This is a genomic window from Oenococcus kitaharae DSM 17330, assembly GCF_000241055.1.
GTDB lineage: Bacteria > Bacillota > Bacilli > Lactobacillales > Lactobacillaceae > Oenococcus > Oenococcus kitaharae.
Map to the genome: position 1 here is coordinate 1,052,384 of NZ_CM001398.1, position 13,107 is coordinate 1,065,490.

Consider the following 13,107-nt stretch of genomic DNA (forward strand, 5'->3'; position numbering starts at 1 on the left):
TTTTCTGGTTTCAGTTATAATTCAGTCAAGATGAAAAAGTTTTTTATTTTTCTCGGGCTGCTGCTCGTCGTTGCTTCTGGCGTGTATTTATACGCTAATTATTTGACACGATCCCGGTCCGATAGGTTTCAACAATTACAATCTCAGGCAAGCGAGGACGTGACTCATGCGCGATATCCGGAAGCAAAGCGGGCATTATCAGATTCACTGGATTTTGTGGTAAAACAGGCACCAGTAGAAAAACGCATTAGGCAGATCAGCAGTTTTCAACTGGGTTTGAATTTTTTGCGTGTTCAAAATTATAATGATGCAATTACCACTTTTCAAAAGGTCGCGTCATATCGAAATGGTTACCAGGTTCTGGCTGAACGGTCCAATGACAATATTAAGCAGGCTCAAATGGCCATTGACAAGCAAAAAGCTGCGGCCGCAGCAGCTGAGCAGGCTCAAAAAGATGCAGCCGCTGCCGTTTCGTCAGCTGCTGCAAGCAGCGAAGCCGCCGCTAAAGCTGCGGCCGCCAATATCTGGACACGCCAGTATACGGATCCGGCTAGTATCCCAACCGTTGTTGTCGATCAGGCTCGTAAAAATCTTCAAGAAGCGGGTGCTGATATGACTGGTATGTCAGATGAAAATATTCGGAAGCTGATTGTCGCCGCTGCTGGGAAACATGAAAATATTGTGACTTACGTTAAGGAGAATCAAAACAAAAAGAAATGACTATTGATTTTAAGAACAAGTTAGAAGCTTTGCGAAAGGGCGAAATTGACGAGTTTGAGGTTGATCGCGATACCTTCTCAGATTTCTATAAAATCTGGAATGTTTATAACTATCAATCTGGTGTCAAAGGTTTTGCACAAAAAGGCGGAAAAGTTATTTATCGACGCAAAGAAAAGGTAAAATAATGTCAGAGCGTTTTTAAAGCTTTGTTCTGAACTTGGTCTAGAGAGCTTTCGTGTAAGCGCTTGCATATTATAAGATTACTGATAGACTTAGAATAGAGGATATGGAGGAATTATGGTTTCAAAAGAATTTACGATTACCGCTGATTCAGGCTTACACGCACGCCCAGCGACGATGCTTGTTCAAAAGGCTTCTGAGTTTGATTCAAAGTTGACCTTGAAATATGATGGCAAAGAAGTCAATTTGAAGTCCATCATGGGTGTGATGAGTTTGGGCGCCGGCAAGGGTGCTAAAATCGAAATCGTTGCAGAAGGCGGTGATGATCAGGCTGCCCTTGATGGTGTTGAAGGTACACTCAAGAGCGAATCTTTAATTTGAGATCCTATTTGCTAGCAGCGCTTTGGCGTTGTTTTTTTGTACGTTTTTTTTAGTTAACAAATGATTTGGCAGAAATATGATCATCAAGATATAAAACAAGCGTTAAGACTGTTTTCTTAACGCTTGTTTTATGATTCTAATTCATTTTTTCAATAACGAGGCCGCTGCCGGATCCAAAATAACAATGACATTGGGGTGCTTTTGTAAGACTGAAGCTGGAACTGCCTCAGTTACTGGACCTTGGATGAAGTCTCTGACGGCCTGAGCCTTATTTTGGCCATAAGCTGCAATCAAAATTTCTTTAGCTTGTAAAATTGATGCGATACCCATAGAAATGGCTTGCTTTGGTACTTGATCTTCTGATTCGAAAAATCGTGAATTAGCACGAATGGTATTTTCCGTTAAATTTACGATATGTGTTTTAGAAGTAAAAGACGTTCCGGGCTCATTGAAACCAATATGGCCGTTTTGTCCCAATCCTAATAACTGCAGGTCAATTGGGTGGTCATTGATAATTTTATCGTAGCTTTCAGTCTCAGATTTTAGATCTGCAGCTTGACCATTTGGAACAAATGAATGAGCGAAGGGCTTCTTGCCAAAAAGATGTTCGCGCATAAAATAGTGGTAGCTTTCTGGATGATCCGCGGATATACCGACATATTCGTCCAAATTGATTGAAACTGTTTTTGAAAAATCAAGATTTGAAGCGCTGATTGCCTCATAAATGCTGATTGGAGTTGAACCTGTAGCTAACCCAAAACTATTTGCACCTTTCAAAAGAGCTTCTTTGAATATCTGAAGACCAATTTGGCCACCCTCTGTTTGTGACTGAACTAATTTAATTTCCATTATTTGATCACCTCAACAACTAAATTATAACTTTTAGTTTTGTCAAGTTCAATAAGTTAATTGGTATATAAATTGGTATATCATTGATCGTTTCGTCCACATTTAAAGATGAAAAATAAATTAGTTCTGTTCATATTGAGGGTTTTGGTGAACCAGAATCAAGCCCCTAGCTATCCGAGCTATATAATAAAAGCAAAACGAGATTTTTTTAATATTAACAAAATGTTGACATCGATTTAATGAATAAATTGATTGAATAAATAATTTTGCTAACTAGATAAGGGGGTTCCATTGACGATTAAATTAATTGCACTAGATTTAGATAATACGTTATTGAACGGACAGAGCCGAATCAGCTCGAGAAATGAGCATGTTTTAAAACAGCTGCACGAAGGTGGGGTGAAAGTTGTCTTAACAACCGGTCGGCCTATTAAAGGTATCTTGCCATTCATCACACAATTAGGATTAACCGCCGATGAAGATTATTCGATTAATTTTAATGGTGGGCTAGTTGAACGGAATTCTGATCGGAAGGTGATTTTCAGCCGTTATATTACCAAGAATGATATTCGTCCAATTAATCAGTTAGCACAGGAAATGCGTTTTCCATTGGATGGTATCACCATCGATCGCGCGTTTTCTGTGATAGATATCAGAAAGTCGGGTTATCAGTCTTTTATAGGAGATTTGATGCCATTTACCGATGTAACATTTGCCGCTTTGCCTGAGAAAAATTTTTTCAAGTTCGTCAGCCAGACGGATGCCGCACAAGTTCAAGCCATTCAGAACGCGACTCAAAGTAATTTAGATCTGACTATTGTAAAAAGTCGTCCTAATTTGCTTGAATTTCTCCCTAATGGTGTGAATAAGAGCCTTGGTCTAGGAAAATTGTTGGATCATTTTGGTTGGACCTTTGAAAATGTCATGTCTTTTGGAGATGAAGAAAACGATTTGCCAATGATCAAAGCTGCCGGTATGGGAGTCGCAATGGAAAATGCAATTCCTGCGGTTAAAGCCGTTTCTAATGCCACGACCAAAAATAATTTGGAAGATGGTGTGGCAGTGTTTCTGGAACATTATTTTGATTTATGAAGCAGTTTATGGCATGCGAATCAGGTATTCCAATTATTTAACTGCAATTAATGAAAACGGTTACGTTACAAATGTTAAACTAATAGATGATGAGATTCATGGTGATTACTTGACTGGTTTTACCTGCATTTGTCCGATTTACTTGAATAATACCTGGTCGAATGAACCACTTGCGAAAGTAGAACAAATCTCATGTTAATAGTTGGGGGTAACAATGACTGAAACAGAAAAATTAAGCGGCATTGCCGCATCAGATGGTGTTGGGATTGCTAAAAGTTATTTGTTGGTTGATCCGGATTTAGCTTTTCCCTACAATCAGACAATCACCGATGTAGATGCCGAACAAGCGCGTTTGGACCGAGCACTGGACGCTTCTAAAAGTGATCTGGAAAAGATCAAAAACAAGGCGGAGGAGACTTTGGGCAAAGAAGAAGCCGAGGTTTTTGAGGCACATATTACGATGCTTTCCGATCCTGAACTGGTTTCTGCAATTAAAGGGCAGATTAATGATAAAAAAATCAATGCTGAATCTGCTTTGAAAAATGTGACTGATAATTACATCGCGACATTTGAGGCTATGACTGATAATGCTTATATGCAGGAACGAGCAGCTGATGTCCGAGATATTGCAAAAAGGGTGACGAGCCACCTTTTGGGCGTCGAGTTACCAAATCCGGCTTTGATTGATGACGATGTCATTGTTGTCGCACACGATCTAACGCCTTCTGATACCGCTCAGCTTGATCCAAAATTCGTTAAAGGCATCGTAACTGACCTTGGCGGCAGGACAGCTCATGCCTCGATCATGGCACGATCTTTGGAGATTCCAGCTGTCGTTGGTACTGGAAACGCAATTGCTGAAATCGCAAATCATATTAATCTCATTGTTGATGGTGATGCTGGCCAGGTCTTAATCTCTCCCAATGAAGATGAAGAAGTCGCTTACGCAAAAAAAGTCGGTGAATATTTTGCTAGAAAACGTGAGCAGGCACAACTCCGCGACGAGAGAACTGCTTCGGCCGATGGTGTCCATTTTGATATTTCGGCTAATATCGGTTCCCCTAAGGACCTGGATGCAGTTGTTGCGAGTGGTGCTGAAGGTATTGGTTTATTTCGAACAGAATTCTTGTTTATTGATTCAGACCATCTTCCAACAGAGGACGAACAATTTGAGTCTTATAAGGCTGCACTGCAGGCTTTGAAAGGCAAGCCTGTAACTGTTCGGACGATGGACATCGGCGGTGATAAACAATTGAGCTACTGGAAACTGCCGAAGGAAGCTAACCCATTTCTAGGTTATCGTGCTATTCGAATTTCCCTGAAACAAGATAATATTTTTCGGACGCAATTGAGAGCTCTGCTGAGGGCTTCTGTTTATGGGGATTTATGGATCATGTTCCCAATGATTGCAACTCTTCAAGAATTCCGTGCTGCAAAGAAGATATATGAAGAAGAACGGTCAAAGCTGATTGAAGCAGGTACAAAAATTTCGGACCACATCAAATTAGGCATTATGGTCGAGATCCCAGCTTCGGCTGTGTTGGCTGATAAATTTGCTAAAGAAGTTGATTTCTTCTCGATTGGTACGAATGATTTGATTCAGTATACGATGGCTGCTGACCGGGGCAATGATAGTGTATCTTATTTGTATCAACCCTATAATCCGTCTATTTTGCGGCTAGTTCACAATGTGATTGATGCAGCGCATCATGAAGGGAAATTCGTTGCCATGTGCGGTGAGATGGCTGGTGACCCTATCGCGGTACCGATCTTAGCTGGATTAGGCCTCGATGAATTTTCCATGTCCGCTTCATCCGTCCTGCCGACTCGGTCATTGATCAAACATTTGAAGGTTTCCGATTTAAAGACACTTGCAAAGTCAGCTTTAGATCAAGATAGTAATCAGCAGGTCATTGATTTAGTCAAAGCTTCAACAAAATAATTTTCCTTAAAAAGGCCGTTAGGTCTTTTTTTGTCATACCAGTATAATGTAGACATGAATATAGGACTTTTTACCGATACTTATTTTCCTCAGGTGTCCGGTGTTAGTACCAGCACGCAGATTTTAGCCCAGCAGCTGGAAGCTCAAGGCAACAACGTGTACATCTTTACTACCACCGACCCTAAGGTGAAGAGATCTCAATATGGCCGGGGTCCGGAAAAAAATATTTACCGTTTTTCATCCATCCCATATACAGGTTTTAAAGATCGCCGAATTACTTTTCGGGGGTTTTTTGAAGCGATTGAAATTGCCAGAACGCTCCGCTTGGACATTGTCCACACACAAACGGAATTCAGTCTTGGCTTGATGGGTAGAATTACGGCTCGGGAATTAAAGATTCCGCTTGTGCATACTTACCATACAATGTACCAAGATTATACACATTATGTTATGAATGGCCGTCTCATCAAAGCTGGCGGTGTTGAGGTCATTATTCGAGCATTTCTTAAATCTGTTAATGGCGTGATTGCGCCCAGCCAGCGAGTTTATGATACCTTACGCGGATATGGTGTTTCAGCCCCAATGCCGATCATTCCGACTGGCGTCAGTTTCCCTAAAAACCAACTGGATCGTTCGGCTGAATTGCGCAAAGAACTTGGCATTCGGCCCAAACAGCCGGTCATCTTGTCCTTGGGCCGAGTTGCTTTTGAAAAAAATTTAGAGGAACTCATCAATATATTGCCAGATGTTATTGACCGTTTTCATAATGTTATTTTGGTTGTTGCAGGGGATGGACCCGCTCGTGAAGAACTGACAGAACACGCTAGGGCACTTGGGCTTGCTAAACATGTGAAGTTTGTCGGCATGGTTGAACACAAAAATGTCTATTCGTATTATCGAATGGCTGATGTTTTTGCAAGTCCCTCAACTTCCGAATCGCAAGGTTTAACCTTTATCGAAGCGGTTAATGCTAACCGACCTTTTGTTGCGATGCCGAATCTTTATCTACAGCAGATTACAAAATCCAAGATGATCGGCACAATTGTTGAAAATAACGAGGAAATGGCTCAGGCAATTGAATATTATTTAGCAGACGCCAAAAATAAAAATAAGGATCACGACTGTCAAGAAGTATTGCGAGAAGTTGGAGCTGAAAAATTCGGCGAGGATGTTTTACGTTTTTACACACAGATAATCGCTGAATACCGGCCGCCGCACGCTAAGGATACAGATGAGCCGACTGATGATGAGATAGGTTATGCCCGCCAATTATTGGGGCGTTTGCCTTTGCCTAAAGTGGCGAAACGCAGAATTTTGAAGGGCAAAAAAGAAGTCGACAGCAATAAATAGTAGAATTAACAGAATGAAAGTTTTGCAGTATTTTGAAAACCCGGGACTGATTAGCCGGTCTGGTATCGGACACGCTCAGAGATTGCAGCAAGAGGAGCTGTCATATACAGACGTTGTTCTCGACACAAACCCTTTTTCCAAGGATTATGATTTAATTGATGTTAATACTTATGGGCCGAAATCGGCAGCAATGGTTGCAAAAGCGCGTTTGCAGAGCAAGACAATTGTTTATCATGCTCATTCAACCTATGAAGATTTTCGAAATTCCTTTATCGGCTCTAATTTAATTGCTAAACCTTTTAAAAGATATTTAGTCAACGCTTATAAACAGGCTGATCTGATTATTACGCCTACGCCTTACGCCGAATCTCTTTTACGGGGATACGGCCTGACACAACCGATTATTCCTATATCAAACGGCGTCAGAGTCGCTTCCTACCGAAAGAACCAAGCTAAAATTACTAAATTCCGTCAATTTTTAAACTTGGGGCCTGAAGACAAGCGCAAAATTATTATCTCAGTTGGTCTCTATTTTGAGAGAAAAGGGATTGCGGATTTTGTTGAGTTAGCCAGACGGAATCCTGATTATTTATTTGTTTGGTTTGGTTACACGGATTTACGCATTATTCCCAAAAAAATTCGTAATATTATTCGAACTGATCACCCAGCAAACTGTCTTTTCGCTGGATATATCACCGGTGATGTTCTCCAAGGTGCATATTCAGGTGCGGATTTATTCTTATATCCAAGTTTTGAGGAGACTGAGGGTATTGTTGTTCTAGAAGCACTGGCGAGTTCACAAAAAGTATTGGTTAGAGATATTCCTGTATATGCTGATTGGTTGAAAGACGGTGTCAATTGTTACAAGGCGAAGAACCTGGATGATTTTGACGATAAATTGCATCAAATTTTATCCAACCAGGTAAAAGACGTTTCTAAAGCAGGTCACCGTGTCGCATTGGCGCGTGATATCAGTAAGATCGGGCAAGAGTTGAAAAATGCGTACGAACGGGCTTTATCACTACCTAGCAAGGAGAGCAAATGACAACGAGACAACGAATTTTTTGGATTTTATTTACTCTTTTTATCGGTGCAGTTGTTTTTATTTATAGTTTTCACCAAGTTAATTTAAAACAATTTTGTCAGCAAATTTCCAAAACAAATTACGGTTGGCTGCTCTTTGCTTTTGTATTAGTCATTTTCTATTACTTGACTATGGCTTGGATCCTAAAAGTTTTAATTGCTCCTCATAAGGCCAGCCTGTGGGGAATTGTGCGTACACCGTGGATGGAACAATTCGGTAATGGTATTACACCTTTTTCTATTGGTGGCCAGCCAATGCAGATCTTGGGGCTGCGCCAAGCCGGCATCTCGGTTGGGGAAGGAACCTCTGTTTCATTGATGAAGTTTGTGATTTATCAAGGGATGATTGTGGTAGCTTTCTTGATTTGCTTGCTTTTTGGCTATCAGTACGTTGCTAATCATATGTTGTCAATGACAAGCCTGGTTATTTTTGGTGTCGCAATCCATGTATTGGTTCTTTTAGGCCTCATTTTTATTATGTTTTTTCCACCAATAACAGAAAAAATAGCCAATCTCGTATTAGCACCTTTTCACTGGTTCCTTTCCGAAAAACAAACAGCTGGTATTGCAAAGAAACTAGACCAGCGAATTCTGGAATTTCATGTCGTATCTAACAAGCTGGCTAAAAACCCAAAGAAATTGATTGCTGCTTCGTTACTGACTTTGCTGCAGCTTTTTATATATTACGCAATCCCTTATTTCATTTTATTAGCCGTTGGTGCCCATAATGCTGATTTTATTTTCATTGTGGCACTTAATGTTATCCTAACCTTGGCGATATCGATTTTTCCGGTTCCAGGTGGTAGCGGTGGAGCTGAAATTGGCTTCTCATTACTGTTCTCGAGTTTTCTGGCCAACCATACAGTCACGATTTTTGCGATGCTGATTTGGCGAATTCTGACCTACTATTTCGGTATTTTTGCTGGACTGATAGCGTATAATTTAGTACCGAGTCATTACGATGGAAAAAATAATGTCAAAAACTGAATCCGAAATTCTACCAATTATCAGCCGTTTAGAAGCAATGGTTAAGGACGAAAGCAAACGTATCCAGGTTCGAAATTTTGACTTATACGGACTAAACTTGGCGCGAGTAACTTTTGATCACGAGACTCGAATATTTACTTTGAAGGAGTTTCGCGGTAATCAACTTTTTGAATTTGATAATATTGATTTAGCTGCAATTGATATTTATGAGACACTTCGTGATTTGAAATTAACTTTTTAATGATTAGACAGTTACTGATTAAAACTAAATATTTTTTTTCTAAGCGCCAAATTAGGCCATTAGTTGCCTTTTTTTTGATCAATCTTTTTTTTATTGAACTCAAGACTGTGATTGAGTATTTTATTAGTTTCAACTTAGGCATCACAGGTACGATGCAACTATTGATTGCTTTGCTTAACCCGCTCCCGACCGCAATTATTCTGCTCAGCCTGGCTTTATATTTTCGTGGTTATCTTGCCTATTGGATTATGATCGTCATGAATTTCATTCAGACGATTTGGCTGTTTGCCAATATGCTGTATTACCGGGAATTCAGCGATTTTCTTTCGTTGTCAATCATGTCATCTGGGTCATCGGTTGGCGAAAATTTAAGTAAATCCATTGCAGGGATTGTCCATCTTAGTGATTTCTTGGTTTTCTTAGATATTTTGGTATTAATTCTACTGCTTCTTTTTCGCCAGATCACCTCTGACAAAAAAGGTTTACGCAGACGGTTTGCCGTTTTAACTTCGACACTTGGTTTGGTTTTGGTGTTTTTGGTTTTTGGTCTCGCCAGTGCCAATCGATCAGGCCTTCTGACACGTTCTTTTGACAATAATTATATTGTGAAGTATTTGGGCTTGAATGAGTATGCAGCGTTTAATGCTGTTCAGACTCATAACCAGGCAGTTAGCAGGGATAAAGCTAACGCATCAGAACTAAAACCGATTGCCAAATGGATTCAAAAACATCGAGCACCAGTCAATGTTAAATATTTTGGCATTGATAAGGGCCGTAATGTCATTGTTTTCCATCTTGAATCTTTCCAGCAGTTTTTAATTGACTATCGTGTGAATGGCCGGGAAGTAACACCTAATTTGAATAAATTTTTTCATGATCAGCACACACTTTCGTTTGATAATTTTTATAATCAGGTCGGTCAAGGGAAGACTTCCGACGCTGAAACGATGCTTGACAATTCGCTCTTTGGCTTGCCCTCAGGCTCAGCTATGGTGAAGTACGGCACTAGCAATGTCTTTCAAGCAGCACCAGCGATTTTAAATCAAATGGGTTATACAACGGCAGCTTTTCATGGCGATGTACCGACCTTTTGGAATCGAAATAATACATATAAATCTTGGGGATACAATTATTTTTTCAGTAAGCAATTTTACCCGCAATCGACGAAATCTCAGAATAACGTTGGATACGGCATGCTGGATAAAATATTTTTACGCGATTCAGCTAGGTATATTCAACAGCTGCCACAACCTTTCTATGCAAAGATCATTACAGTTACTAATCATTATCCTTATGAGACCAATAAAGAAATTGCCAGCCAATTTCCTGCAACAACTACAGGAGACAGGACTGTAGACCATTATGTACAAACGGCTCATTATCTAGACTCTGCTTTTGGCGAATTTATGAATTGGATGAAGGCAACGGGTTTATACAATAATAGTCTCATTTATGTGTATGGGGACCACTATGGCATCTCAGAAAACCATCAGCCCGCTATTGGACAGCTTCTTCAAAAAGATCGGATTACAAATTACGATCTAGCACAGTTCCAAAAGGTTCCCTTTATGATTCATGCTAACAATTTAGCTGGCGGGATCAATCACACGTATGGCGGTGAAATTGATGTATTGCCTACATTATTTGATCTCCTCGGTGTTCCAAATGATGGCACCATTCAATTCGGGGATGACCTGTTGTCTGACCAAAATCGGCAAATTGTCAGTTTTAGAAACGGTGATTTCGTCACTCCAACAATTATTAAGATGAATGGCAGCTATTGGCAGACCGATAATGGGCGAGCTATTAGTTACAAGAACGCATCGAAAAAAACCAAACGCTTCATTGACCAGACTCAAAATTTTGTAGACCAGCAGTTGGCATATTCTGATCAAGTCGTTTCTGGTGACTTATTACGTTTCGACAAGCGCAATAATTTCAAAAAAGTTGATAAAAAAAACTATGACTATACGCTTGGGCCTAGTTTAGCATCCTTAAAACAAGCACAGATCAGCAATCCCAGTTCATTACGTACTAAAAATGGCGGAAAATCGCTTTTGAAATTATATAAGAGTTCAGAAGTGATGCTTTGGTCTCCTTCCAAAATCAAGAAATATCTTCAAAGATTAGCAGCAGAAAAAACGGCATCGCAGGGAAGCAACGCCGATAGCAGTTCTTCAGCTTCAGTTCAGCCTGCCTCATCCAGCAGCAGTTCCTCTGCCCCTACCAAATAACACCCTTTCTATCCCCGTTTTTCAGCCTTTTGACTCGCTGAAAAGCGGGTTTTTTATTTTTTTGAAGAATTCCCTTGACCTTCGCGTGCAGGGGTTGTAAGATATTTAAGTCAGCTCGGGAGTGAGCGTTTGGCTGCTTGAAACGATCAAGATTGATTGAAAAAAAGCTTGACATTCGTTTGATTCTCTGGCATGATATAAAAGTTGCTTTTGTAAGTGACGCAGCACTTTGAAAACTGAACAGAACAAAGACAAACAAATTGTGTAGGGTTTTGTTCTTACTATGTAAGAACAAACAAAATTAATTAATTTGCGAAGTCAATTCGTAAGTAACAACAATAAATTATTTAACGTTTGGTAAAACAAACAGTCAGTAATTCATGTGAACGCTAAGTTCAAACTTTTAAAATGAGAGTTTGATCCTGGCTCAGGATGAACGCTGGCGGCGTGCCTAATACATGCAAGTCGTACGCTAGCCGTTAACCTGATCTCTTCGGAGTGACGGCTGACAATGACTAGAGTGGCGAACGGGTGAGTAACACGTAAGAAACCTGCCCTTTAGTGGGGGATAACATTTGGAAACAGATGCTAATACCGCGTAACAACTTTGAACTCATGTTCTTAGTTTAAAAGGTCCTTTTGGATCGCTAAAGGATGGTCTTGCGGCGTATTAGCTAGTTGGTAGGGTAATGGCCTACCAAGGCCATGATGCGTAGCCGAGTTGAGAGACTGGCCGGCCACATTGGGACTGAGACACTGCCCAAACTCCTACGGGAGGCTGCAGTAGGGAATTTTCCGCAATGCACGAAAGTGTGACGGAGCGACGCCGCGTGTGTGATGAAGGCTTTCGGGTCGTAAAGCACTGTTGTAAGGGAAGAATGACCGGATTCAGAGAAAGTTTCCGGCTTGACGGTACCTTACCAGAAAGGGATGGCTAAATACGTGCCAGCAGCCGCGGTAATACGTATGTCCCGAGCGTTATCCGGATTTATTGGGCGTAAAGCGAGCGCAGACGGTTGATTAAGTCTGATGTGAAATCCCGGAGCCTAACTCCGGAACTGCATTGGAAACTGGTTTACTTGAGTGCGATAGAGGCAAGTGGAACTCCATGTGTAGCGGTGAAATGCGTAGATATGTGGAAGAACACCAGTGGCGAAGGCGGCTTGCTAGATCGTAACTGACGTTGAGGCTCGAAAGTATGGGTAGCAAACGGGATTAGATACCCCGGTAGTCCATACCGTAAACGATGGGTGCTAGTTGTTAAGAGGTTTCCGCCTCCTAGTGACGTAGCTAACGCATTAAGCACCCCGCCTGAGGAGTACGGCCGCAAGGCTAAAACTTAAAGGAATTGACGGGGACCCGCACAAGCGGTGGAGCATGTGGTTTAATTCGAAGATACGCGAAAAACCTTACCAGGCCTTGACATACCAGTGACCGCTTTTGTAATGAAAGCTTTTCTTCGGAACATTGGATACAGGTGGTGCATGGTCGTCGTCAGCTCGTGTCGTGAGATGTTGGGTTAAGTCCCGCAACGAGCGCAACCCTTGTTATTAGTTGCCAGCATTCAGTTGGGCACTCTAATGAGACTGCCGGTGATAAACCGGAGGAAGGTGGGGACGACGTCAGATCATCATGCCCCTTATGGCCTGGGCAACACACGTGCTACAATGGGAAGTACAACGAGTTGCGAACCGGTGACGGCAAGCTAATCTCTTAAAACTTCTCTCAGTTCGGACTGGAGTCTGCAACTCGACTCCACGAAGGCGGAATCGCTAGTAATCGCGAATCAGCATGTCGCGGTGAATACGTTCCCGGGTCTTGTACACACCGCCCGTCAAATCATGGGAGTCGGAAGTACCCAAAGTCGCTTGGCTAACTTTTAGAGGCCGGTGCCTAAGGTAAGATCGATGACTGGGATTAAGTCGTAACAAGGTAGCCGTAGGAGAACCTGCGGCTGGATCACCTCCTTTCTAAGGATAATCGGAAACTACACTGATTTAGATATCAGATTTATTTGTTTGAGTTCTGTTCGGTTTTCAGAGCGCCGC

The 13,107-nt window shown here is 41.3% G+C and carries 11 protein-coding genes and 1 rRNA gene; 11 read left to right on the top strand and 1 reads right to left on the bottom strand.

Going from position 1 to position 13,107, the window contains the following annotated elements; genetic code table 11:
* The first annotated feature begins 30 nt into the window (after nt 1–30).
* The 3 genes from OKIT_RS05275 (at nt 31) to OKIT_RS05285 (ending at nt 1,281) form a co-directional block, all read left to right on the top strand.
* Nucleotides 31–720 (top strand): hypothetical protein, encoded by a 690-nt coding sequence (locus OKIT_RS05275; RefSeq protein ID WP_007745933.1) that lies wholly within the window; start codon nt 31–33, stop codon nt 718–720.
* On the top strand, nt 717–905 hold the full coding sequence (locus OKIT_RS05280) for a protein YkzS (RefSeq protein ID WP_007745934.1): 189 nt from the start codon (nt 717–719) through the stop codon (nt 903–905). Before OKIT_RS05275 ends, OKIT_RS05280 begins: the two co-directional genes overlap by 4 nt.
* A 112-nt stretch (nt 906–1,017) precedes the next feature.
* Nucleotides 1,018–1,281 carry a phosphocarrier protein HPr gene (locus OKIT_RS05285; RefSeq protein WP_007745935.1) on the top strand — a complete coding sequence of 88 codons (264 nt, stop codon included), beginning with the start codon at nt 1,018–1,020 and terminating at the stop codon, nt 1,279–1,281.
* A gap of 141 nt (nt 1,282–1,422) precedes the next feature.
* Here the strand turns inward: OKIT_RS05285 and nagB are convergent, their stop codons facing one another.
* Nucleotides 1,423–2,130, bottom strand: coding sequence for a glucosamine-6-phosphate deaminase (nagB, locus tag OKIT_RS05290; RefSeq protein WP_007745937.1), 708 nt, complete (start codon nt 2,128–2,130; stop codon nt 1,423–1,425).
* Nucleotides 2,131–2,421: 291 nt separating this feature from the next.
* On the opposite strand from nagB, the gene OKIT_RS05295 reads away from it, so the two are divergent.
* The 8 genes from OKIT_RS05295 (at nt 2,422) to OKIT_RS05335 (ending at nt 13,029) form a co-directional block, all read left to right on the top strand.
* The gene (locus tag OKIT_RS05295) at nt 2,422–3,222 is read left to right on the top strand and encodes a Cof-type HAD-IIB family hydrolase (protein ID WP_007745938.1); all 801 of its coding nucleotides are present in this window, start codon (nt 2,422–2,424) and stop codon (nt 3,220–3,222) included.
* Between the two features lie 214 nt (nt 3,223–3,436).
* Complete coding sequence (gene ptsP / locus OKIT_RS05300) at nt 3,437–5,164, top strand: phosphoenolpyruvate--protein phosphotransferase (RefSeq protein ID WP_007745939.1); 1,728 nt, start codon at nt 3,437–3,439, stop codon at nt 5,162–5,164.
* 54 nt (nt 5,165–5,218) lie between these two features.
* Complete coding sequence (locus OKIT_RS05305) at nt 5,219–6,514, top strand: glycosyltransferase (protein ID WP_007745941.1); 1,296 nt, start codon at nt 5,219–5,221, stop codon at nt 6,512–6,514.
* Between the two features lie 13 nt (nt 6,515–6,527).
* Nucleotides 6,528–7,559 (top strand): LTA glycolipid anchor biosynthesis glycosyltransferase, IagA/BgsA family, encoded by a 1,032-nt coding sequence (locus OKIT_RS05310; protein ID WP_007745943.1) that lies wholly within the window; start codon nt 6,528–6,530, stop codon nt 7,557–7,559.
* On the top strand, nt 7,556–8,584 hold the full coding sequence (locus OKIT_RS05315) for a lysylphosphatidylglycerol synthase transmembrane domain-containing protein (protein ID WP_007745945.1): 1,029 nt from the start codon (nt 7,556–7,558) through the stop codon (nt 8,582–8,584). Before OKIT_RS05310 ends, OKIT_RS05315 begins: the two co-directional genes overlap by 4 nt.
* Nucleotides 8,571–8,825 (top strand): YkuJ family protein, encoded by a 255-nt coding sequence (locus OKIT_RS05320; protein WP_007745948.1) that lies wholly within the window; start codon nt 8,571–8,573, stop codon nt 8,823–8,825. Before OKIT_RS05315 ends, OKIT_RS05320 begins: the two co-directional genes overlap by 14 nt.
* Nucleotides 8,825–11,059: an LTA synthase family protein gene (locus OKIT_RS05325; RefSeq protein ID WP_007745958.1), complete on the top strand. Its 2,235-nt coding sequence runs from the start codon at nt 8,825–8,827 to the stop codon at nt 11,057–11,059. Before OKIT_RS05320 ends, OKIT_RS05325 begins: the two co-directional genes overlap by 1 nt.
* Before the next feature lie 404 nt (nt 11,060–11,463).
* Nucleotides 11,464–13,029, top strand: a 16S ribosomal RNA gene (locus OKIT_RS05335).
* Nucleotides 13,030–13,107: the final 78 nt, after the last annotated feature.